22 protein-coding genes are annotated in these 20,909 nt (G+C 73.9%); 8 read left to right on the forward strand and 14 right to left on the reverse strand.

The genetic code is table 11. The features are described 5' to 3' along the window. Positions 1-34 precede the first annotated feature (34 nt). Positions 35-472, forward strand: a complete 438-nt coding sequence (locus OG455_RS38720; protein WP_266301451.1) for a hypothetical protein — start codon at positions 35-37, stop codon at positions 470-472. A gap of 275 nt (positions 473-747) precedes the next feature. Continuing rightward, complete coding sequence (secE, locus tag OG455_RS38725) at positions 748-999, forward strand: preprotein translocase subunit SecE (RefSeq protein ID WP_266301452.1); 252 nt, start codon at positions 748-750, stop codon at positions 997-999. Positions 1,000-1,161: 162 nt separating this feature from the next. Here the strand turns inward: secE and mdlC are convergent, their stop codons facing one another. The 7 genes from mdlC to OG455_RS38760 all read right to left on the reverse strand — a co-directional run bounded on the left by mdlC (position 1,162) and on the right by OG455_RS38760 (position 9,414). Beyond that, the gene (gene mdlC / locus OG455_RS38730) at positions 1,162-2,808 is read right to left on the reverse strand and encodes a benzoylformate decarboxylase (RefSeq protein ID WP_266301453.1); all 1,647 of its coding nucleotides are present in this window, start codon (positions 2,806-2,808) and stop codon (positions 1,162-1,164) included. Between the two features lie 52 nt (positions 2,809-2,860). Continuing rightward, positions 2,861-3,157, reverse strand: a complete 297-nt coding sequence (locus OG455_RS38735) for a hypothetical protein (protein ID WP_266301454.1) — start codon at positions 3,155-3,157, stop codon at positions 2,861-2,863. Positions 3,158-3,282: 125 nt separating this feature from the next. After that, positions 3,283-3,912, reverse strand: coding sequence for an NADPH-dependent F420 reductase (locus OG455_RS38740; protein ID WP_266301455.1), 630 nt, complete (start codon positions 3,910-3,912; stop codon positions 3,283-3,285). A gap of 115 nt (positions 3,913-4,027) precedes the next feature. Then, a complete protein-coding gene (locus OG455_RS38745) occupies positions 4,028-4,420 on the reverse strand; it encodes a cupin domain-containing protein (protein WP_266301456.1) in 393 nt (130 codons plus the stop codon). A gap of 132 nt (positions 4,421-4,552) precedes the next feature. Further along, the gene (locus tag OG455_RS38750; RefSeq protein ID WP_266301457.1) at positions 4,553-5,809 is read right to left on the reverse strand and encodes an MFS transporter; all 1,257 of its coding nucleotides are present in this window, start codon (positions 5,807-5,809) and stop codon (positions 4,553-4,555) included. Between the two features lie 423 nt (positions 5,810-6,232). Beyond that, positions 6,233-7,585 (reverse strand): cytochrome P450, encoded by a 1,353-nt coding sequence (locus OG455_RS38755; protein ID WP_266301458.1) that lies wholly within the window; start codon positions 7,583-7,585, stop codon positions 6,233-6,235. A gap of 329 nt (positions 7,586-7,914) precedes the next feature. Next, complete coding sequence (locus OG455_RS38760; RefSeq protein ID WP_266301459.1) at positions 7,915-9,414, reverse strand: CHAD domain-containing protein; 1,500 nt, start codon at positions 9,412-9,414, stop codon at positions 7,915-7,917. Positions 9,415-9,544: 130 nt separating this feature from the next. Between OG455_RS38760 and OG455_RS38765 the strand changes: the two genes are divergently transcribed. Next, entirely contained in the window at positions 9,545-10,222 is a 678-nt protein-coding gene (locus OG455_RS38765) for a hypothetical protein (RefSeq protein WP_266301460.1), read from the forward strand. A gap of 95 nt (positions 10,223-10,317) precedes the next feature. Here the strand turns inward: OG455_RS38765 and OG455_RS38770 are convergent, their stop codons facing one another. Next, positions 10,318-11,259: a lysozyme gene (locus OG455_RS38770; protein ID WP_266301461.1), complete on the reverse strand. Its 942-nt coding sequence runs from the start codon at positions 11,257-11,259 to the stop codon at positions 10,318-10,320. 257 nt (positions 11,260-11,516) lie between these two features. Further along, positions 11,517-11,972, reverse strand: coding sequence for a MarR family winged helix-turn-helix transcriptional regulator (locus OG455_RS38775; protein WP_266301462.1), 456 nt, complete (start codon positions 11,970-11,972; stop codon positions 11,517-11,519). 129 nt (positions 11,973-12,101) lie between these two features. Between OG455_RS38775 and ribA the strand changes: the two genes are divergently transcribed. Both ribA and OG455_RS38785 read left to right on the forward strand, forming a co-directional pair. After that, positions 12,102-12,767: a GTP cyclohydrolase II gene (gene ribA / locus OG455_RS38780; protein ID WP_266301463.1), complete on the forward strand. Its 666-nt coding sequence runs from the start codon at positions 12,102-12,104 to the stop codon at positions 12,765-12,767. Between the two features lie 96 nt (positions 12,768-12,863). Next, positions 12,864-13,364 (forward strand): VOC family protein, encoded by a 501-nt coding sequence (locus OG455_RS38785; RefSeq protein WP_266301464.1) that lies wholly within the window; start codon positions 12,864-12,866, stop codon positions 13,362-13,364. 35 nt (positions 13,365-13,399) lie between these two features. On the opposite strand, the gene OG455_RS38790 is transcribed toward OG455_RS38785, so the two are convergent. After that, positions 13,400-14,221 carry a DNA-formamidopyrimidine glycosylase family protein gene (locus tag OG455_RS38790; protein ID WP_266301465.1) on the reverse strand — a complete coding sequence of 274 codons (822 nt, stop codon included), beginning with the start codon at positions 14,219-14,221 and terminating at the stop codon, positions 13,400-13,402. Between the two features lie 181 nt (positions 14,222-14,402). On the opposite strand from OG455_RS38790, the gene OG455_RS38795 reads away from it, so the two are divergent. After that, complete coding sequence (locus tag OG455_RS38795) at positions 14,403-15,797, forward strand: NADP-dependent succinic semialdehyde dehydrogenase (protein ID WP_266301466.1); 1,395 nt, start codon at positions 14,403-14,405, stop codon at positions 15,795-15,797. 52 nt (positions 15,798-15,849) lie between these two features. Here the strand turns inward: OG455_RS38795 and OG455_RS38800 are convergent, their stop codons facing one another. Next, complete coding sequence (locus OG455_RS38800; protein ID WP_266301467.1) at positions 15,850-15,978, reverse strand: hypothetical protein; 129 nt, start codon at positions 15,976-15,978, stop codon at positions 15,850-15,852. A 130-nt stretch (positions 15,979-16,108) separates the two neighbouring features. Here OG455_RS38800 and OG455_RS38805 point away from each other — a divergent pair, with 130 nt between their 5' ends. Next, entirely contained in the window at positions 16,109-16,303 is a 195-nt protein-coding gene (locus OG455_RS38805) for a hypothetical protein (RefSeq protein ID WP_266301468.1), read from the forward strand. A 45-nt stretch (positions 16,304-16,348) separates the two neighbouring features. Here the strand turns inward: OG455_RS38805 and OG455_RS38810 are convergent, their stop codons facing one another. Further along, positions 16,349-17,167: a VOC family protein gene (locus tag OG455_RS38810; RefSeq protein ID WP_266301469.1), complete on the reverse strand. Its 819-nt coding sequence runs from the start codon at positions 17,165-17,167 to the stop codon at positions 16,349-16,351. Between the two features lie 249 nt (positions 17,168-17,416). Here OG455_RS38810 and OG455_RS38815 point away from each other — a divergent pair, with 249 nt between their 5' ends. Beyond that, positions 17,417-18,463, forward strand: a complete 1,047-nt coding sequence (locus OG455_RS38815) for an AI-2E family transporter (RefSeq protein WP_266301470.1) — start codon at positions 17,417-17,419, stop codon at positions 18,461-18,463. 84 nt (positions 18,464-18,547) lie between these two features. Here the strand turns inward: OG455_RS38815 and OG455_RS38820 are convergent, their stop codons facing one another. After that, positions 18,548-19,225, reverse strand: a complete 678-nt coding sequence (locus tag OG455_RS38820; RefSeq protein WP_266301472.1) for a nucleoside deaminase — start codon at positions 19,223-19,225, stop codon at positions 18,548-18,550. A gap of 149 nt (positions 19,226-19,374) precedes the next feature. Further along, positions 19,375-20,799 carry an aspartate ammonia-lyase gene (locus tag OG455_RS38825; RefSeq protein ID WP_266301473.1) on the reverse strand — a complete coding sequence of 475 codons (1,425 nt, stop codon included), beginning with the start codon at positions 20,797-20,799 and terminating at the stop codon, positions 19,375-19,377. Positions 20,800-20,909 lie beyond the last annotated feature (110 nt).

A 20,909-nucleotide genomic window follows, 5' to 3' on the forward strand; every position in this document is an offset into this window, starting at 1 on the left:
CCAACCACACGGACCGACCGCATCGAGGAGCGCAATGACCGACCACGGCGAGATCGAGCCGGCCCCGCAGGACCCGGGTTCGATCGACCTGCTCGCCGCCGCCCTGCGCCGGGACGCCGCCGACCTGGAGGTCTACACCCAGGTGCTGACCGGCGCGCTCGCCGACGCGCTGCCGGCCGACGCGGTGGCGGTCGAGCGCAAGCGCGGCATGGCCGACCGGATGGCCGGGCGACCGGGCCGGATCGAGCGGGTCGAGGTCTCGCTGGCGGACCAGCGGCTGATCCTCAGCCTGGCCCACGGGCGCCCGGCCGCCGAGGTGTGCAAGGTGGTACGCGGCGTGGTGCTCTCGCGCCGGCCGGTGCCGCTGGACGAGTGGGCCCACGAGCTGGCGGCGGCCGTGACGGCCCGGGCCCGCTCGGACGCCCGGGCCCGCTCGGCGCTGGAGCGGCTGATCCTCGGCGACGGCTCCTGATCCGCTCACCCTGGGTGACGAGTGCCGGGCGGACGGCACCAGGTTCACCCGGACCGACCAGTGAGCGCCGCCCGCGCCCGCGAGGCGCGGAGCGGGAGCCCCCGAGGCGCCCGCGCTGGGCGGTCCGGGCCGGGCGGTCCGGGCGGACGAGGGCCTGGGCGCCCACCGCGGGCGTCCGGTTCGAGTAGAAGCATCCCCGTTCGTCCGTACGCTGGTAGCCAGGACTCCGATGCCCCCATTCTCCGCGGGGGCATCCAGGGGAAAGGCGTCGGCGCATGGCTGGACCCACGACCCGCGATCGGGGCAAGGCCCCCTCGTCGAAACCGCGCGGTGTGCGCGGCCTGCTGGCACGGCTCTCGCTCTTCTACCGGCAGATCGTCGCCGAGCTGCGCAAAGTCGTCTGGCCCACCCGCTCGGAGCTGACCAGCTACACCGGCGTGGTGCTGAGCTTCGTGACGGTCATGATCATGCTGGTCTACGGCCTCGACACCGCCTTCGCGCACCTGAGCTTCGCGATCTTCGGCTAGGAGCTGTCCGGCCGCAGGACGCGCCGCGGCGCCGTTCCGGGGACCACTTGGTCCGAGGAACGGCGCCGCGGCATGCTCTCGGCTGTGGGCGCCCGGCTGTGGGCGCCCGGCTGTGGGCGCCCGGCTGTGGGCGCCCGGCTGTGGGCGCCCGGCTGTGGGCGCTCAGAGGCGGAACAGCCCCGGGTCGGCCACCACCACGTCGAGCAGCACCGGGCCGTCCACGGTGAACGCCGACTTCAGCGCCTCCCGCAGCCGCTCGGGCGTCTCGATCCGCTCGGCCGGGACGCCGAAGCCGCGGGCCAGCGCCGCCATGTCGAGGTCCGGCAGGTCCCAGCCGACCCGCCAGGCCTCCTGGTCCTTCAGGTAGTACTTCAGCGACAGGTAGCCGTTGTTGTTCGGGATGATGTAGGTGACCGGCAGGCGGTGCTGCGCGGCCGTCCAGAGCGAGTGCAGGGTGTACTGCGCCGAGCCCTCACCCACCACGACCACCGCGCGCCGCTCCGGGCGGGCGAGCGCGTAGCCCACCGCACCGGCGAACGGGAAGCCCAGGGCACCCGAGGCGGTGGCGAAGTAGCCGTTGTCCGGGCCGAGCGGGATCTGCTCGTGGAAGTCCGCGCGGGCGATCGGCAGTTCCTCGAAGAGGATCGCGTCCTCGGGCAGCTCCTGCGACACCAGGTGGAACAGGTAGGCCTGGGAGAGCGGCTCGGAGGCCTCCGGCACCGGGATCGGCTCGCGGGTCGGCGCCAGCGCCACCTTCGGCTTCTCCTCGACCAGGTCGAGCAGGCCGGTGACCGCCGGGCCGGGGGGCAACACGTAGCTGGTGCCCGCCATCGACCAGGCCGCCGCCTCCGGGTTGTCCGTGAGGTGGTAGAACGCCGTCCCGGCCGGCAGCTGCGGCTGCTCGGACAGGTCGGGCCCGGCCGGTTCGGTCGAGAAGAGGTCGGCGCAGGTGAAGAGGGTGAAGGTCGGCGAACCGATCACCACCACGACGTCGTGGTGCTCCAGCTTGGCCGAGATCAGCTCGGGGATCGGTGGCAGCACGCCACCGAAGAGCGGGTGGTTCTCCGGGAAGCTCGCCCGGGGCCACACCGGCGCGCCCCAGACCCGGGCGTTCAGCTTCTCGGCGAGCGCGATCAGGTCCTGGCGCGCGCCCTGGGCGTCCACCGTCGGGCCGGCCACGATGCCCGGGCGCTCGGCCCGGTTGAGCACGTCGGCCAGCTCGCGGAGCACCGCCGGGTCCGGCACCACCGCGGCCTTGACGACGCGCTCCGGCAGCGGGTTCTCGCCCGCCGGGCGCACCCAGTCGTCCTCGGGGACGGCCACGAAGACCGGACCCTGCGGGGCCTGGTTGGCGATGTGGAAGGCCTTGACCAGCAGTGCGGGCACGTCCTGCGGGCGGGCCGGCTCACCGGCCCACTTGATGTAGGGCTCCGGCAGCTGGGTGGCGTGCCGGGCGTTGAGGAACGGCTCGCCCGCCACCATCTTGCGGGCCTGCTGGCCACCCAGGATGACCATCGGGGTGTGCGCGGTCGCCGCCGTGTACACCGAGCCCATCGCGTTGCCCAGGCCCGGACCGCCGTTGATGATCACCAGTGACGCCGAGCCGGTGGCCTGGGCGTAGCCGTCGGCCATGCCGACGATCGAAGCCTCCTGCAGGCCCATGACGAACCGGAAGTCGTCCGGCCAGTCCTCGAAGAGCTTCATCTCGGTGTGGCTCGGGTTGCTGAAGATGGTGGTCAGCCCGAGCTGACGCAGCACCTCCAGCGTCGCCTCACGCACCGTCCGGAACTCGCCGCTGTTCTCGCTCACCGTACGCACACTCCCGTCTCGTCTCGGGCCGCGACCGCTATCGGGCGCGCCATCAGTCCTCGACCAGCTCGTAGTGGCCCGAGGAGACCGTCGAAGGCTCCACCACGGCCAGGAACTCCTGGGTCTGCGGCACCTTCAGGAACTCGTTGATCGTCGCCTCGGCCTCGGCCACGCTGTTCCAGCGGACCACCACCAGCCATTCGCCCTCGGCCGACTTCGAGGTCCACCGGGCCACGAAGCCCGGCCGCTTGGCCATGTACTCGCGCTCCACACTCTGGTTGCGCTGCAGGAAGTCCTCGTCCGCGACGCCTTCGCGCAGGTGGAACCGGATCGTCTCCAGGACGCTCATGCCAACCACTCCCGATCTGCCAGTCGTGCCAGTCGTCCGTCATCGCCCGGACCGCCGGTGGCGGCACGGGCCGCACCGGGTCGGTCCGGGGCGCACATGGGCCCCTCCCATGTACCGGGCCGCACTCACCAGCCCTCGCGCGGCACCTGGGCCGGGGTCAGCGGCACGTTGAACACCGCTGAGCCCGTCCCCTGGCGCGCGTCGCCTTCCCGCAGCGAGCCCGCCGCCACCGCGGCGAACCCGATCTCCGCCACCAGCGAGGCGACCAGTGCGTTCGCCTCGCCGTCGTCGCCGGACACGAAGAGCGCGGTGCGCTCGGCCGACGGCGCGAGGCGGTCGGCCCGGTCCAGCAGGGTCTTGAAGTACAGGGTGTTCAGTGACTTCACCACCCGCGCGGCGGGCAGGAAGGCGGCGATCAGCTCACTGGAGGTGGTCCCGCCGGACACCAGCTCGGCGATCCGGCCGTCCCGCGCCGGCGTGTAGTTGGTGGTGTCCACCACCACCTTGCCCGCCAACTCGGCAACCGGCAGCTCCTGGTAGCGCCCGAACGGGATCGCCAGCACCACCACGGGGGCACCGAAGGCGATCGCCCCCGCGGCGCTCGCCGCCCGCGCCCCCGGGCCCAGGTCGGCCACCAGGGCGGCCAGCGAGGCCGGCCCGCGCGAGTTGGCGACCGCCACCCGGTGGCCGGCGTCCACCAGCAGCCGGCCGACCGCGCCGCCGATCATTCCGCTGCCCAGAATCCCGATGTCCATGTATCCGACCCTTCGGCCCTCGACGAGGTCCCGCACACCCGGCGGGACCGGACGAACTGACGTCCACGCCACTTGATGGTCAGCCAACTCCCTTGCGGAGTTGATGCATTGACCGTCAGTTCTCGCGCGCGTACTGGTAGCTGTCGTTGTGGCCGTGCCGGTCGGCGGTGAACTCCGTCACCGCCCGCTCGGCCGCGTGGATGTTCACCATCCGGGCCGGGCCGGGGCCCAGGTTGTAGAAGGTGTGCGGCACCCGCGCCTCGACGACGACGATCTGCTCCGGCGTGCCGTCCACCACCTCGTCACCCGCCTCGATCCGCACATTGCCCTCGACGATCACGAAGACCTCGTCGTACGGATGGGTGTGCCGGTCCGGCCCGACCTGCCCGGCCACGTCGACGATGAACGCCGACACGGTGGTGCCCGCCGACACCCCCTGGAAGATGTGTGCGGCGGTCTCGCCGTCGATCACCACGCTGGGCAGACCGCTCTTCGCTATGACTCTCATCTCAAGGTCCCATCTCTCGGCAGAAACCGCGCCGTCACGGCGCATGGCAAAGGAAGCGACCGGCGGGCGGGGACGGGAGAGGGACACCGGCCGGTCGATGGTTCGGTAGACAATTTTTCTTCCGACCTGCCGTCAGTCGGCGTGCACAGCACCGGAGTCGGCCACCAGGGCGGCAGCTGGTCCGGCCGCCGCCACCACCGTCTCGCCCTGCGAGGGCGGGGTGAGGAACCGCGAGGCCCAGGTGGCCGGCAGTGCCACCGCGCAGACCACCGCGCCGGTGACCACCACCGCACCCGAACCGTGGCTGCTCTGGGCCCAGCCGCCGACGGCCGCACCCGCCGCGATCCCGGCGTTGACCGCCGAGGCACCCAGCGTCGCCGCCAGGCCGCCGCCGGGCCCGGCCAGACTGATCACCCGCAGCTGGAAGGCCGGGGTCAGGCCGAAGCCGACCAGGCCCCAGAGGGCCAGCACCACGATCACCGGGATCGGGCTCGCACCGACCAGCTTGAGCACCACCAGCGCGACCACCAGGCCGACGTTGCAGATCAGCAGGGTCGCCGAGGCGTTGCGGTCGGCGAAGCGGCCACCCACGATCGCCCCGATCGCGCTCGCGACGCCGAAGGCCAGCACGAAGCCGCTGACCGCCCCGCCGGAGACCTTGGTCACGTCCTGCAGGAAGCTGGCGATGTAGGTGAAGGCCGCGAACTCGCCGCCGAGCAGCAGGAGTCCGACCGCGAGCATTGCCAGCACCCGTGGTGCGAAGGCGAATTTGGCCTGGTCGCGCAGCCCGGAATCGGTCTGCGCCGGCATGCTCGGCACCAGCGCCACCACGGCGACCAGCGCGATGGCGGCCAGGATCACGATCCCGACGAAGGCCGCCTGCCAGCTGACCGCCTGCCCGACCAAGGTGCCCAGCGGCACCCCGACCACCGTGGACACCGCGATGCCGCCGAAGACCATGGCCACCGCCTGGCCACGCCGCTCCGGTGTCACCAGGTTGGCCGCGACCATCGAGGCCACCCCGACGAAGAGCCCGTGCACCGAACCGGTGATCACCCGGGCCAGCACCAGCATCCCGAAGTTCACCGCGCTCAGCGCCAGCACGTTGCCGACGATGAAGGCGGCCAGCGTCAACCCCAGCAGCACCCGCCGGCCCAGCCGGACGGTCAGCACCGTCAGCAGCGGGCCACCGATACAGATGCCGAGCGCATAGGCGGTCACCAGCAGCCCGGCCGTACCGACGGAGACCTTCAGATCCTTCGCCACCAGGTCCAGGATCCCGACGATCACCAACTCGGCCGTACCGACCACGAAAGCGCCCAGCCCGAGTGCTCCCAGCGCCAGGTTTCCTCGGGCCCGCGCCCGTCCCGGTTGCACGGTCGTACTCATCTGCACCAGCCTTAGTCGCCGAAGGGGAAGCAGGCCAGCTGGGGTGAAGTCGCAAGCCCCGCAACGGAGTAGCGCAGCACTCCACTGACCACGAACCACGCTAGCGACCCGGCCGGACCCGATCATGGCGCAATAGGGGCGGATGCGGCACTGTCCGCAGTCCCATCCGGGACTGCGTCAGGTTTGCCGGATTGATACTAGGACGTCCTACTTGTCCGTGATCGCCCTACTCTTCCCGGCGGGCGGCCGAGGCGGCGGTCGGCCGGGGCGACGGCCGCGAGTTCGGGTGCGGGTGCGGGTCGATCCGCTCGCGCGGACCCCTCGGGGCTGTTCGAACCACCGCACAGGAGTATGCCCGGCAGAAGGCGGCTCGACCCCTGGATCGGGCTGATCCTCAGTGTGACCCGTGCCGCCGGCGGATCGTCAGTCGCGCTCGGGTGGAGTGAAGGTGAAAGGCAGCGAGCGGACCCGGTGGTCGAAGCTGGACGGGGTGATCTCGGGGGCGGCCGTGGCGCGGATGTCGGGCAGGCGGGCGAAGAGTTCGCGGTAGAGGGCCTTCATCTCCTGGCGGGCCAGGTGGGCGCCGAGGCAGAAGTGCGGACCGCCGCCGCCGAAGGCCAGGTGCGGGTTGGGGTGCCGGGTGATGTCGAAGGCCTCGGGATCGGGGAAGACCGCCTCGTCGCGGTTGGCCGAGCCGTAGCAGAGCAGCACCTGCTCGCCGCGGGCCAAGCGGGTGGCGCCGAGCTGGTGGTCGGCGGCCAGGGTCCGGCGGAACTGGATGATCGGGGTGGCGTGGCGCAGGATCTCGTCCACCGCGCCGTCCAGGTGCCGCTCGGGGTCGGCGAGCATCAGGGCGCGCTGCTCGGGGTGGACGGTGAGCAGGTGCAGGCCGTGGGCGAGCGCGTTGCGGGTGGTCTCCACCCCGGCCACCAGGAGCAGGGAGAAGAAGGCGCCGAGCTCGCGACCGGTCAGGCCGCGGCCGTCCAGGTCGGCGGCGACCAGGGCGGAGATCAGGTCCTCGGCGGGACGGCGACGGCGCTCCCGCCCCAGCTCGGCGACCAGCAGCTGCATCCGGCCCAGCGCGCGCAGGCCCTGGCCCGGCAGCCGGATCCGGGCACCCAGCGAGCGGTGGACACCGGCGTGCGCCGAGGCGCGGTCGATCTGGCGCAGGATCAGCGCGCGGCGCTGCTCCGGGATGCCCATCATCGCGCAGATCACCTGGAACGGGAGCTGGGCCGCGACGGCGGGCACGAAGTCCGCGGGGCGCTCGGCGATCACCCGGTCGACCAGCCGGGCGGCGGTCGCGTTGATGTCCGCCTCGGCCCGGGCGAGCAGGCGCGGGGTGAAGGACCTGGCGACGATCCGGCGCAGCTGGGCGTGGCGCGGATCGTCCAGGTTGACCATGGAGTCGCCGAAGAGCAGGCGCACCCAACGGGCCGGAGCGGGCGTGGTGACGCCGGGCGCGCTGCGGAACACCCGCGGGTCACGGCTGGCGGCGAGCACATCGGCATGGCGGACCAGGGCGTGGAAGCCGCGCTCACCGCGCAGCGGACCCTGGGGACGCTCGGTGAAGTGCACCGGTCCGGGCAGGGCGCGCAGCCGGCGGAAGGCGGCGGCCCGCCGCTCGGCGGGCAGCTCCCAGAAGGCGGGATCGGCCAGGTCGATCCTGGGGGGCGGATCGCTGGGCGGCTGGGCGACCCGCGGCCCGGGATCAGCCGGCGGAGCGGCGTGCGGCTGGGCGGCGTGCAGTTGATCGGCGTGCAGCTGGTCAGGCATACCGACCACCCCTCCCCCGCTCCGGGCTGTGACGGAGCGTCAAACAGCGGATACCCGAGGTTAGCAAGGGGCTGGCGGGCCGAATACCTCCGTTCGGGCGAGACCGGCCGCTGGTGACCCCTGGCGGGATATCCGGCGGCGCGCAGGTGATCCGGCGCGCCGTACGGAATGACCCCGCGCCCCCACGTGCGGATCGATGCGGCGGTCCTGGCGGCAGCGCCCCCGACTCGGGCCGACCGGGCCGGCCCACCCCGGCGAGCCCACCCAGCCGGTCGACCGCAGCCGACTCACCACAGCCGATCCACCGCAGCCGGTCCACCGCAGCCGACTCACCGCAGCCGGGTCAACCGCCGCGCGCGGGCCCGGCGACCCGCGGGGCGGGCGTCGCGCAGCGCGGCCCGGGCGGCGGGTCGCTGGGCGGCGAACAGCACGCCGTAGCCGAAGGTGTCCTCGCCGTCCGCCCGTGCCTGCGCGGCGAGTTGGGGTAGCAGCCGCTCGGCGGTCACCGCGTCCTGGTAGCCGCCCAGCGCCTCCTGCAGGTCGCGCATCCGCCGGGCCAGGCGAGCCGCGTCACGGCCGGCCAACTCGGCGGTGTAGCGGGCGCGTTTGGCGGCCTTGCGGGCCCGGTGCAGCGCCTCGTCGCGGCCGGGACCGGCGGGGTGGGCCAGTGCGGCGCGCAGCCGCCGGCCGGTGCGGCGCTGCTCGCGGCGCAGCAGCCGGGCCAGCTCGGCCCGCCCGCGCCGGGCCCGGCCGCGCAGCGGCGGCCGTTCGGCCAGCGTCCCCAGGGCGTCGAGCAGCTCGAAGTACCTCTCGCTGTCGAGGACTTCGAGCACCTGCAGACGGGCGTCGGCGTAGCGCCGCCGGAACCGGGCGGTGAGGTGGGCGGCGAGCTGTCCCGGTGCGGCGGCCGGCGGCAGCTCGGCGCAGGCGGCGGCGAGGCGCTCGCCGGTGGCCTCGGCGTCCCTGGCCCTGCCCAGGACCTGGCCGAGCCAGCGGAGTTCCTCGGGCAGCGGCCCGACCCCGCCGCGGCGCAGCAAGCGCCGGCCGGCGGTCAGGGCGCTGCGCAGGCGGCGGCAGCAGACCCGCATCCGGTGCACCGCGTCGGGCTCGTCCCGGCGGACCGCCGCGTCCAGCGCGAGCAACTCGTCGGTGCGGCCGCGCAGGTAGGCGGCGAGCGCGGCTCCGGCGGTGCCGGGGGCGACGCGGCGGGCGGGCACCCGGCGGGCGGCGGGCTCCCGGCGCCGGGCGAGCAGGGCGGTCGGCGGCGGGTCGGGGGCCGCGGTGAGGCCCTGGGCGCGCAGCTGGGCGTCCAGGGCGGCGAGCAGCCGGGGACGGCCGTGGACCAACCGCACCTCGGTGCGCGTCCAGCCGACCAGCCGGACCGGTCCCGGGGTGGCGTGGAGGGGCTGGGCGAGGGTCTCGGCGCGGTCGAGCTCGGCGAGGGCGCGGCCGCCCGCGTCGAAGAGCCGGGTGCGCGCGTGCCGGGTGCGCAGGCGCAGGACCGGGTGCGGGGTGCGGCCGCCGGTGTAGGCGCGCAACCGGTCGGCGAGTTCGGCGGGGATGACGGAGGGGGTGGCGGCGGCGGGTGGGGCGTGGTGCTCGGTGCCGTCGGGCAGGGTCAGGCACCAGTCGGGTTCGGGTCCGGTGAGGGTGCGGCCGTGGGCGAGCAGGCGCAGCTCGGGGGTGTCGTGGCAGATCCGGACCTGCTCCTCGGGCATGCCGTGCACGACCTCGGCGACGCGCGGCAGGGTGCCGAGGCGCAGCGGTTCGGCCGGCAGGCCCCGGTACGTCAGCGCGCGCTCGGGGTGCGCGGCGTGCGTGGCGGCCATGCTGTCAAGCTTCCCGCGTCCGCCCTCGGCCCGCACCCCACTCCCGTTCCACCGCGCCGACCTGGCATGATGCGCTGGCGCCCGCCTGGCACCAGGGTCCGCGGGGGCGGGACGACGGGGGTGGGCGGAGATGGCCGGACGCGGTGACGGAGCGGCGGCGGGCCGGGTGGTCCGCGATCGGACCAAGGGCGGGGCCACGCCCGGTCGACCCGGCAAGGGCACGCGCGGGCCGTGGCAGCGCAAGCCGCGGCGGCAGCCGGCACTGGCCGGGCTCGGCTGGCTGCTGGGCCTCCTGCTGATGGCCGGCGGGGCCGCGGGCTGCTGGGCGGTGGCGGGCGGCATCGGCTACGCGGCGCGGGTGGCCGGGACACCCGGGCTGCTCACGGTCGAGCGGTGCGAGGTGCACACCACGACGTCCGGGCGCACCAGCCACTACACGGTCTGTGGCGGCACCTTCCGGTCCGACGACGGGAGGGTGACCGTGCCCGCCTCCTTCGACCACAGCAGCCGGCCGACGGGCAGCACCATCCCGGTGCAGTACCACGACGGCGGCCTCTCCACGGTGGGCGTGCTGCCGGTGGCGGGGCGGCTGTGCGCGCTCGCGCTGGCGCTGCTGGCGGTGCTGGGCGGCGGGCTGCTGCTGGTCGGCGGCACCGTCGCCGCGCTGCCGGCGACCGCGACGTGGTTCGAGCGCGTGCTCTGGACCCGGCGGACGCGCCGCCTGGTCCAGGCGGCGGCACTGGGCTGCGGTGGCGCGGCGGCACTGGCCGGGCTGGTGAGCCTGATCGCGCTCGCGGCGGGCGGCTAGGGTCGCGGCGGAGCGGCGGGCGGGGCGGCGGGCGGAGCAGCGGGCGGAGCAGCGACCACCCGGTGGGGCGGCGGCGGCCCCGCCCGCCGGGCCGGTCAGCCGGCCAGGGCCTGCAGGCGGCTGAAGGCGCCGTTGAAGTAGTCCTGGTCGCCGGGGAAGGTGCCGGAGTCCGCGTACTGCCAGAAGGTCTGGTAGGACCAGCCGTTGGGCAGGGTGCCGGGCGAACTGGCGTAGCGGGCGATCCAGAGCGGGTCGGTGGCGCCGAACCCGCTGTTGTTGCCGGTGCAGGTGGTCCACCAGTCGGTGGTGGTGTAGATCGTCGGGTAGCGGCCGGTGAGGCTCTCGACGGTGTTGGCGAAGTCGTGGATCCAGCTCACCATCGCGCTCTGGCTCAGCCCGTAGCAGGTGGCGCCGTAGGGGTTGTACTCGATGTCCAGCGCGGGCGGCAGGGTCTTTCCGTCGGCCGACCAGCCGCCGCCGTGGCCGACGAAGTAGCTCGCCTGGGTCGCGCCGCTGGAGGCGTTGGGCAGCGCGAAGTGGTAGGCGCCGCGGATCAGGCCCGCGTTGTAGCTGCCGTTGTACTGCTGGGCGAAGTCCGGGTTGGTGTAGCCGGTGCCCTCGGTCGCCTTCACGTAGGCGAAGGTGGCGCCATCGGCGGCGACGCCGGACCAGTTGACGCTCCCCTGGTAGCTGGAGACGTCCAGACCGGAACTCTGGCCGGTCATCGGTTGCAGCGCGCCGACCGGGCCGCGGCCCTCGTGGGCGACCACGGTGGAGCCGGCGAAGTCGCGGTCGGGGTGGCTGGGTCGGAAGCCGGTGGCGGTGGCGGTGGCGGTGGCGGTGGTCGTGGTGCCGTCGGCCTGGGCGGGAACCGCGACGGCCCCGGCGAGCAGCGCGGCGGCCAAGGTGACGGCGGCACGGGCACCGTGGCGGGAGAGTCCGGTGCGGTGGGAGAGCCCGGTGCGGTGGGAGAGCCCGGTGCGGCGGGCGGGTCTGATGGTGCGGGCGTCGCGGGAGAAGCGGGCAGCGCGGGACATTGTCGCTCCTTGTGGCCTGGCAGGGATGAGTACCACATGTGCGAGAACGCGAATACCGATGCACGGATACCAATGATTGGCATGACCGCGCCCGGCGAGCGTAACCGCCAACCAGCCAGCGCCGCTAGAGAACTGAAGCCTCGTCAGAGAGAAGAAGGCCACCAGGACCCGCGTAGACCCGGCCGCGCCACCGGGTGTTCACCCAACGGGCTGAGCGGCCCGGATCAGTCGCCGCTCAGCGGCGGATCAGCGGCCGATCAATCGCGCAGCCGGCGGGCGACCTCACCCAGCGCCTCGGCGAGCACGGTGAGCTGCTCGCGGTCCAGCACATCGATCAGGGCCGCGCGCACGGCGCCGACATGCCCGGGCGCCGCCGCCCGCAGCACCTCGCGCCCGTGCTCGGTGAGGCAGGCGAAGACGCCGCGCACATCGCTCGGACACGACCGCCGACCGACCAGCCCCGCCTTCTCCAACTGGGCGATCTGGTAGGTGAGCCCGCTCTTGGAGGTGACCACCCGGTCGGCCAGCTCGGCCATCCGCAGCTCGCCTTCGGGGACGGCGGAGAGGTGCACCAGGATCTCGTACTGGGTGTGCGACAGCCCGGAGTCGTCCTTGAGCTGCTGCTCCAGGCGTCGTGCCACCAGGCTGGTCGCCATGATGAAGCCGCGCCAGGCCGCCATCTCCTGCTCGTCCAGCCACCGGGTCTCTGCCATGCCCCCTAGCGTAGCCTGGTTGTTCAAATTTGAAGCTCACCGCTCGGTGGGTGTACGGTCAGGTCTGGCTTCAAATTTGAACTACTTTGAACCATCTCTCACGGAGACCTCTACTTCCACGGAGACCTCATGACCAGTGCCGCTCCGTCCGTCCCGGCCCAGCTGCCGCCTGCCCGGGTCCGCACCCGGGTGCGGGTGCCGCTGCGGTTCGGCGACGGCTTCCGCGTCGAGGCCGACGTGGTGACCTTCCACGACCTCGCCGACGGCGCCGAGCACCTCGCGCTCGGCCTCGGCGACCCGCGGGCCACCACCACTCCCCTGGTCCGGCTGCACTCCGAGTGCCTGACCGGCGACGTCTTCGGCTCGGCGCGCTGCGACTGCGGCCCGCAGCTGCGCGAGTCGGTGGAGCGGATCGCCGAGCAGGGCGGCTACCTGCTCTACCTGCGCCAGGAGGGCCGCGGTATCGGTCTCTACAACAAGCTCGACGCCTACGCCCTGCAGGACGGCGGCCTGGACACCTACGCCGCCAACGCCGCCCTCGGCCTGCCGGAGGACGCCCGCGACTACACCGCGGCCGCCCAGATGCTGCGCACGCTGGACGCGACCAGGATCGAACTGCTGAGCAACAACCCGGCCAAGGCCGCCCAGCTCACCGCACTCGGCATCGCGATCGCCCGCCGGGTGCCGACCGGCGTGCACGCCTCGCCGAGCAACCTGCACTACCTGCGCGCCAAGGCCCGGGGCACGGCGCTCACCCTGGGCCACGGGCTGCGGCTGCGGCCCGAAACGGCCTGAGTCCGCCACACCGCCATCCGGCCGAACCCAACCCGACCCGACCCACCCCGACCCGACCCGCAGCAACCCGCAGCAACCCGAAAGGCAGGGACCACCATGCCCGTCCGCCGTCTCAACCACGCGGTGCTCTACATCCGCGACGTGTCCCGCGCCGTCGCCTTCTACACCGAGGTGCTCGGCTTCCGGGTGGACGTCGAGATCCCGGGCCGGGCCGCCTTCCTCAGCTCGCCCGACAGCCTCAACGACCACGACCTGGGCCTCTTCGCGGTCGGCGAGCAGGCGCCCGGTCCGCAGCAGGGCCACGTCGGCCTCTACCACCTGGCCTGGGAGGTCGGCACGCTGGGCGAACTGGCCGAGATCGGCCAGAAGCTCACCGAGCACGGCGCGCTGGTCGGCGCCACCGACCACCAGGTCTCCAAGTCCTTCTACGCCAAGGACCCCGACGGCAACGAGTTCGAGGTGATGTGGCGGGTGCCGCGCGAGGACTGGCCGACCGGTGACGAGCAGAACGGCCTGCGCCGACTGGACCTGGCAGGCGCGATCGAGCGCTGGGGCGCCCAGCTGGCCACCGGTGCGGCGGCCGGCTCGGCGACCTGAGGGCGGGACCCGGCTCCTGGGTCCCCAGAGGATCGTCAGCGCGGCTCGGCGCCGTCCGGGCCGGGGCCGCGCTGGCAGCTCGGGCACCAGAACGCCACCCGCTGCCGTGGCGCCGCCCCCTGCCGCGCGGTGCGGATCATGCTGCCGCAGCGGCGGCACGGCTGCCCGGCCCGCCCGTAGACCCAGTGGCTGCGGTCCGGGCGCGGCTCGCCGGTGGTGATGTGGCCAGGGCGCATCCGGTTGACCTGCAGCAGGCGGTGGGCCAGCGCGACCAGGCGCTCCGGCGCGGGCAGCTCGCCGAACGGCGTCCACGGGGTGACCCCGGCCAGGAAGCAGAGTTCCGCCGCGTAGACGTTGCCGATCCCGGCCAGGTTGCGCTGGTCCAGCAGCGCCTCGCCGGCGGGCCGCTCGGGCGCCCCGGCCAGTCGCCGCAGGGCCTCCTCGGGGCCGCCGTCCTGCCAGTGGGGTCCGAGCAGGTCGGGGCCGAGGTGGCCGACGGCCTCGTCCTCGTCCGCCGTGCGCAGCAGCCGCACCACCGGCAGACGGTAGCCGACGGCGGTGCACTCCTCGGTGCCGAGCACGGCGCGGATCTGGTGGGCGGGACCGCCGCTCCACCGCTCCCCGCCGCGGTAGATGTGCCAGCGGCCGTCCATCCGCAGGTGCGTGTGCAGGGTCAGGCCGCCCTCCAGCCGGGTCAGCAGGTGCTTGCCGCGCGGGGTGACGTCCAGCACCTGGCGCCCGGTCAACTCGGCGGTGGCGTGCGCGGGCACCCGCAGCTCGGCCGCGGTCAGCCGCCGGCCGGCCAGGGCCTGGTGCAGCTGCGCGGCGGTCCGGAAGACGGAGTCACCCTCGGGCATGACCCCAGCATGCACCCAAGAGGCTCAGCACCGGCTCCGCGTCCCCGCCCGGCCCACCCTCCCGCGGCTAGGCTCGACGCGAGCGGGCCATCAGCCCGCGCTCCCCCCGCACCGCACAACACCGCACAACACCGCACCGCACCGCACCGCACCGCACCGCACCGCACCGAGGAGGCGACCGATGGCGATCGCGACCGTGAACCCGGCGACCGGACAGACCCTGCGGACCTTCGAGCCCTACTCGGCCGCCACCGTCGAGCAGCGCCTGGCCCGGGCCGAGCAGACCTTCGCGCAGTACCGGCTGACCGACTTCGGCCGTCGCACGCAGCTGATGCACCGGGCGGCCGAGCTGCTGGACGCGGACCGCGAGACGGTGGCCCGCCTGATGACCACCGAGATGGGCAAGCCGCTGACCGCCGCCCGCGCGGAGGCCGCCAAGTGCGCCAAGGCGATGCGCTGGTACGCCGACCGCGCGGCGGCCCTGCTGGCGGACGAGCACCCGGCGGCACAGGACGTGGTGGACGCCGGGGCCTCCCGGGCCTGGGTGCGCTACCGACCGCTGGGGGTGGTGCTCGCGGTGATGCCGTGGAACTTCCCGCTCTGGCAGGTGATCAGGTTCGCCGCGCCCGCGCTGATGGCGGGCAACGTCGGTCTGCTCAAGCACGCCTCCAACGTCCCGCAGACCGCGCTCTACCTGGAGGACCTGTTCCGCGGCGCCGGGTTTCCCGACGGCTGCTTCCAGACCCTGCTGATCGACTCCGGCACCGTGGCCCAGGTGCTGCGCGACCCGCGGGTGGCGGCGGCCACGCTGACCGGCAGCGAGGGCGCGGGCCGGGCGGTGGCCTCGGTGGCGGGCGACGAGGTGAAGAAGACGGTGCTGGAGCTGGGCGGCAGCGACCCCTTCGTGGTGCTGCCCTCGGCGGACATCGCGGCCGCCGCCAGGACGGCGGTCACCGCGCGGGTGCAGAACAACGGGCAGTCGTGCATCGCCGCCAAGCGGTTCATCGTGCACGCCGAGGTGTACGAGGAGTTCAGGGCCGCTTTCACCGCGCGGATGGCCGAGCTGCGGATCGGCGACCCGATGGACGAGGCCACCGAGATCGGCCCGCTGGCCACCCGCCAGGGCCGCACGGAGCTGAGCGAGCTGGTCGCGGACGCGCTGGCGCTGGGAGCCCAGGTGGAGTGCGAGGTGGAGGTGCCGGGCGGACTGGGCGAGGGCTGGTTCTACCCGCCGACCGTGCTCAGCGGGATCACCGGGCAGATGCGGATCCACCACGAGGAGGCCTTCGGCCCGGTCGCCACGCTCTACCGGGCCGACGACCTGGAGCACGCCCTGCGGCTGGCCAACGACACGCCGTTCGGGCTGAGCTCCAACGTCTGGACCACCGAGGAGGCCGAGCAGGAGCGCTTCGTGCGCGACATCCAGGCCGGTGGCGTCTTCTTCAACGGCATGACCGCCTCGCACCCCGCGCTGCCGTTCGGCGGCGTCCGGCGCTCCGGCTACGGGCGGGAGCTGTCCGGGCACGGGATCCGCGAGTTCTGCAACGCCACCACGGTCTGGGTTGCGCAGCACTGACGGAGCGCCCGGACCTCCGGCGGGGGTGAGTGGGGTGTGGGCCGGCGGGGCGTCAGTCCTCGCCGAGCACCGCGTAGAGCTCGGTGTCGTCGACGGGTTCCACCTCCTCGACGTTGAGCTGCTTCTTCAACTGCTCGTTGCGGCTGCCCGGCTCACCCGGTGTGAGGATCTCGCGGTCCATCCTGCCTCCTCGGCTCAATGATCTTGGTAAAGATCTTGAGCCGAGCGGTACCCGAGCTGGTCACGGGGAAACGGCCGCGCCCCGGAGTTCGCCCGAACGGCGGAACGCGGCAGCGTCCTACGATGAGCGGGTGGAACGGGAGCAGGGGAGAGAGCAGGAGCGGGCCCGGGAGCACGAGCGGAGGCAGGGGCCTCGCGCGGCGGACCCGGTCGGCGGCGAGCCCGCCTGCCTGCTGCACCTGGTCTGCGCCGAGTGCGGCGCCCTCGCCGAGGAGCGCCCGCCCACCGTCTGCCGCCGGTGCGGCAGCGCGATCGAACCGGGCTGAACCGGACTGAGCCGGACTGAGCCGGACTGGACTCAGCTGGGCGGGTCAGCTCCCCGCCGGCCGGCTGATCAGTGAGAACCGGCCGCCCTGCGGGTCACGCAGGTGCGCCACTCGCCCGTACGGACTGTCCCGGACCTCGCCGAGCACGTCGGCGCCGAGCCCGTCGGCTAGCTCGACCGCGTGGTCGGTGTCGGCGACCGAGAAGTAGACGTTCCAGCTGGGCCTGGCCTCCGGGTCGGTGGCCTCCGCGAGCGCGGCCACGCTGCGTCGCTGGGTGCGCAGCACCACCCGGTCGTGTTCCCAGCGGACCTCCAGGTCCTGCGGCTCGCGGTTGTCCCAGGCGAAGACCTCGCCGTAGAAGAGGGCCGCGGCGAAGGCGTCCTTGGTCCGCAGCTCGATCCAGACCGGCGCGCCGGGGATCGTGCTGAGCACCGGGCCGACGTCCAGCGGCCCTTCCCAGAGACCGAACGGCGCGCCGGCCGGGTCGGCCGCGATCGCCAGGCGTCCGGCGTCGGACCCCAGCGGGCCCACGGCGACCGTGCCGCCGCGGGCGCGGACCCGCTCGGCGACCACGTCGGCGTCCTCGGTGCCGAAGAAGGTGGTCCAGGAGACGGGCAGCTGCAGGTCGACCGAGGCGCTCAGCCCCGCCACCGGGACGCCGTCGGCCTCCGCGCGGAGATAGGGGCCCCAGCGGCTCGGGCCCGGGCTGAAGGTCCAGCCGAGCAGCGTTCCGTAGAACTCGGTGGCGGCGTCCAGGTCGCCGGCCATCAGGCTGACCCAGCTGGGCAGCGCCGGCACGCAGCGCACCGCCGCACCCTTCGCCCCCTCGACCGCCCCCACCCTGCCGGCCGCTGCCTCCGTCATCGCTGCGCCTCCTCGCTGCCCGACCGCGCTGACCCGGCCGGTCTGGATCAGACCGTACCCGCACCACGGCCCGCTCGCACGGACCCCGCTCGGGCGGGCGCGGCCAGGTGCTCGGGCGGGCGCGGCCGGTCACCCCATGGGATCGTGGACGGACCGTGCCTGACGAACCGCCAGGCCGACGGAACGAGCGGCTTCCCGGGCGGACCGAGACGGACCAGCCCTCACCGGCGAGGCGAGAGAGGCGACAGCGTGGCCGAGCAGCACGACCGGAGCCGGCGGCCGTCCTGGTTCCCGATCGGCTTCGGCCTCGCGCTGGGCGCACTGCTCGCCGCGCTGCTGGTGCGCTCGGTGCTGCGGATCAGCGGACTGCTCACCCTGGTGGCACTGGCGCTCTTCCTGGCGATCAGCCTGGAGCCGGTGGTGACCTGGCTGACCCGACGGGGCGTGCGCCGGTTCTGGGCGGTGACCGCGCTGGTGCTGGTGCTGCTGGCGGCGATGGCCGGCTTCGTCGCGCTGGTGATCCCTCCGCTGAGCGCCGAGGTCAGCGCCCTGAGCACGGCGATCCCGGACTGGCTGCAGCAGCTGCACGACCACCAGTCCGCCCTCGGCAGGCTGGAGGACCACTACCACCTGATCGACCGGGCCAAGCAGGCGCTCAGCGGGGGCAACGCCACCACCGTGCTGAACGGGGTACTGGGCGCCGGGCGGCTGGTGCTCAACGCCCTGACCGCCGTGGTGGTGGTGACCACGCTGACGCTGTACTTCCTGGCCGGGCTGCCGGCCATCAAGTCCTACGGCTACCGCTTCGTGCCCGCCAGCCGCCGCGAGCGGGTGGTCGACCTGGTCGAGGAGGTGGTGGTGCGCACCGGGCGGTTCATGCTCGCCAACCTGGCCACCTCGGGGATCGCGGGCCTGGCCACCTTCGGCTGGCTGGAGGGCTGGGGCGTGCCGTATCCGGCGCTGCTGGGGGTCTTCGTGGCGCTGATGGACCTGGTGCCCGTGGTCGGCTCGACCATCGGCGGCGTGGTGGTCTCGCTGGTGGCGCTGGTGGTCTCGTTCCCGGTGGCGCTGGCGACGGCGGCCTTCTACATCGTCTTCCGACTGGCCGAGGACTACCTGATCATGCCGCGCGCGATGAAGTACGCGGTGGCGGTGCACCCGGTGGTGACCGTGCTGGCGGTGCTGGCCGGCGGCGCGTTGCTGGGGCTGGTGGGGGCGCTGGTCGCGGTGCCGGTGGCGGTCGCGGTGGGGCTGGTGCTGGACGAGGTGGTCTTCCCGCGCCTGGAGCGGCGCTGACCCTCCGTCAACACGTTCGGGCAGCAGGCGCCGACGGGCGCCGATACCAGGCAGGTGCCGACGCCGACGGGCGCCCGCGCGCGGTCAGCGCACCCCGGTGGTGACCGCTGTCCGCCGGGCGCGGGCGGCGGCGGCGTCGAGCAGCAGGTCCCAGCGCGGGGCGAGCAGCGCGGGCAGCCCGCCCGCCGGGTCGCCCGCGGCGGGCGGGCACAGCAGGGCCGCGGTCTCCGGCTCCAGCTCTCGGTTGCGCAGCACCGTGGGGTGCGCCAGGTCGGCCGAGTCCACGATGCTCTGCAGGAAGAGCAGGTTGGCGGCGATCAGCCACGGCGAGTCGGCAGGCGCCGGCCCGGCCCCGGCCCCGGCGGCAGGCGAACCGGCGTCGGCCGGGCCGGAGGAGGCCGGCGCCCACGGATCGGGGGCCAGGAAGCGGACACCGCCGACGCCGGTGAAGGCGAGTGCCGCCGCGCACATCGCGCAGGGCTGCTGGGTGCTCCAGAGTGTGAGGCCGCCCAGGTCACAGCCGGTGCGCACGAGGGCCAGTGCGTTCAGCTCGGCGTGCGCCAGCGGGGTGCCCTGGAGCGGGTCGGGGCCGCCGGGCCCGTCGTAGGCCCGGTTGCGCCCCTCGGCGCGGACCAGCCCCGCGCCGTCCACCAGGACGGCGCCGACCGCGAGGCCGCCCCCGGTCAGCGAGAGGTGGGCCAGCTCCAGACAGCGGCGCACCGCCGCCGGAGCCGCCTGCCAGGCCTGCTCGAACCCGCTCATCCCAACCCCCGTGGTCCGCCCGGTATCAGCGGGCATCCTACGGCCGGGCGTCTTACCAGCGGGTGAACGCCAGGGATGGGTCATCCGCAGGACGCCCGGAGCCCGGGTGCTGGGGGGCTCGGGACTGGGCCCCGGGGGCCGGGGCCCGGCTAGGGACGGGTCATCCGCAGGACGTCCAGCGCCTCGTCGAGCTGGACCTCGGTCAGCAGGCCGCGCTCCAGATAGCCGCGCTCCAGCACCACCTGACGGATCGTCTTCTCCTCGGCCAGTGCCTGCTTGGCGACCTTGGCGGCCTCCTCGTAGCCGATGTAACGGTTGAGGGGGGTGACCACGGAGGGTGAGGACTCCGCGAACGCGCGGGCCCGCTCGACGTTGGCGGTGATGCCGGCCACCGTGCGCTCGGCCAGCAGCCCGGCGGCGCTGGTCAGCAGCGCGACGGACTCCAGCAGGTTGCGGGCGATCACCGGGAGCATCACGTTCAGCTCGAAGTTGCCGCTGGCGCCGGCCACCGCCACGGTGGCGTCGTTGCCCATCACCTGGGCGGCCACCATGGCCACCACCTCGGGGATCACCGGATTGACCTTGCCCGGCATGATCGAGGAGCCCGGCTGCAGGTCGGGCAGGTTGATCTCGCCGAGGCCGGTGCGCGGCCCGGAGGACATCCAGCGCAGGTCGTTGACGATCTTGGTCAGGCCGACCGCGACGGTGCGCAGCTGGCCACTCAGCTCGACCAACGCGTCCCGGGCGCCCTGCGCCTCGAAGTGGTTGCGGGCCTCGGTCAGCGGCAGGCCGGTGGCCCGGGCCAACTCGGCGATCACGGCGGCGGCGAAGCCTGGCGGGGTGTTGATGCCGGTGCCCACGGCGGTGCCGCCCAGCGGCAGCTCGGCGACCCGGGGCAGCGTGGCGCGCAGCCGCTCCTGGCCGAGGCGGACCTGCGCCGCATAGCCGCCGAACTCCTGGCCGAGGGTGACCGGGGTGGCGTCCATCAGATGGGTGCGGCCGGCCTTGACCACGGTCGCGAAGGCCGCCTCCTTGGCCTCCAGCGCGGTGGCGAGGAGCTCCAGGGCGGGCAGCAGCTCCTCGGTGACGGCGGCGGTGGCGGCGATGTGGATCGAGGAGGGGAAGACGTCGTTGGAGGACTGGCTGGCGTTGACCTGGTCGTTGGGGTGGACCGGGCGGCCCAGGCGCTCGCCCGCCAAGGTGGCCAGCACCTCGTTGGTGTTCATGTTGGAGGAGGTGCCGGAGCCGGTCTGGAAGACGTCCACCGGGAACTCGGCGTCCCAGCGGCCCTCGGCCACCTCGGCGGCGGCCTGCCGGATCGCCTCGGCCACCGGGGCCTCGATGATGCCCAGCTCGGCATTGACCTTCGCGGCGGCGGCCTTGATCCGGGCCAGCGCCGCGATGTGGGCGCGGCCCAGGCCGCGCCCCGAGACCGGGAAGTTCTCCACCGCGCGCTGGGTCTGCGCCTGCCACTTCGCGGCGGCGGGCACCTTCACCTCACCCATCGAGTCGTGCTCGACGCGGTACTCGCCCGCGGCCCGCGCGCCGGCCTCACCGAACTGCTGCGCACTCATCGCGCCCACCTCCACAGCGATCAAGGGTTCCACGGGGCACAGCTTCCCCGGACCGCCGGGTATTTCCGCTCAGCCGATCGATTCACTCCTTCGTGTCGCCGACCCGTTCT

It is taken from the genome of Kitasatospora sp. NBC_01287 (assembly GCF_026340565.1).
Lineage (GTDB): Bacteria > Actinomycetota > Actinomycetes > Streptomycetales > Streptomycetaceae > Kitasatospora.

Coding starts and splice junctions, on each gene's coding strand:
- OG455_RS38720 (WP_266301451.1), top strand. CDS start 35: ATGACCGACCACGGCGAGATCGAGCCGGCCCCGCAGGACCCGGGTTCG.
- secE (WP_266301452.1), top strand. CDS start 748: ATGGCTGGACCCACGACCCGCGATCGGGGCAAGGCCCCCTCGTCGAAA.
- OG455_RS38735 (WP_266301454.1), bottom strand. CDS start 3,157: ATGAGCGTCCTGGAGACGATCCGGTTCCACCTGCGCGAAGGCGTCGCG.
- OG455_RS38740 (WP_266301455.1), bottom strand. CDS start 3,912: ATGGACATCGGGATTCTGGGCAGCGGAATGATCGGCGGCGCGGTCGGC.
- OG455_RS38745 (WP_266301456.1), bottom strand. CDS start 4,420: ATGAGAGTCATAGCGAAGAGCGGTCTGCCCAGCGTGGTGATCGACGGC.
- OG455_RS38750 (WP_266301457.1), bottom strand. CDS start 5,809: ATGAGTACGACCGTGCAACCGGGACGGGCGCGGGCCCGAGGAAACCTG.
- OG455_RS38755 (WP_266301458.1), bottom strand. CDS start 7,585: ATGCCTGACCAGCTGCACGCCGATCAACTGCACGCCGCCCAGCCGCAC.
- OG455_RS38760 (WP_266301459.1), bottom strand. CDS start 9,414: ATGGCCGCCACGCACGCCGCGCACCCCGAGCGCGCGCTGACGTACCGG.
- OG455_RS38765 (WP_266301460.1), top strand. CDS start 9,545: ATGGCCGGACGCGGTGACGGAGCGGCGGCGGGCCGGGTGGTCCGCGAT.
- OG455_RS38770 (WP_266301461.1), bottom strand. CDS start 11,259: ATGTCCCGCGCTGCCCGCTTCTCCCGCGACGCCCGCACCATCAGACCC.
- OG455_RS38775 (WP_266301462.1), bottom strand. CDS start 11,972: ATGGCAGAGACCCGGTGGCTGGACGAGCAGGAGATGGCGGCCTGGCGC.
- ribA (WP_266301463.1), top strand. CDS start 12,102: ATGACCAGTGCCGCTCCGTCCGTCCCGGCCCAGCTGCCGCCTGCCCGG.
- OG455_RS38785 (WP_266301464.1), top strand. CDS start 12,864: ATGCCCGTCCGCCGTCTCAACCACGCGGTGCTCTACATCCGCGACGTG.
- OG455_RS38790 (WP_266301465.1), bottom strand. CDS start 14,221: ATGCCCGAGGGTGACTCCGTCTTCCGGACCGCCGCGCAGCTGCACCAG.
- OG455_RS38795 (WP_266301466.1), top strand. CDS start 14,403: ATGGCGATCGCGACCGTGAACCCGGCGACCGGACAGACCCTGCGGACC.
- OG455_RS38800 (WP_266301467.1), bottom strand. CDS start 15,978: ATGGACCGCGAGATCCTCACACCGGGTGAGCCGGGCAGCCGCAACGAG.
- OG455_RS38810 (WP_266301469.1), bottom strand. CDS start 17,167: ATGACGGAGGCAGCGGCCGGCAGGGTGGGGGCGGTCGAGGGGGCGAAG.
- OG455_RS38820 (WP_266301472.1), bottom strand. CDS start 19,225: ATGAGCGGGTTCGAGCAGGCCTGGCAGGCGGCTCCGGCGGCGGTGCGC.
- OG455_RS38825 (WP_266301473.1), bottom strand. CDS start 20,799: ATGAGTGCGCAGCAGTTCGGTGAGGCCGGCGCGCGGGCCGCGGGCGAG.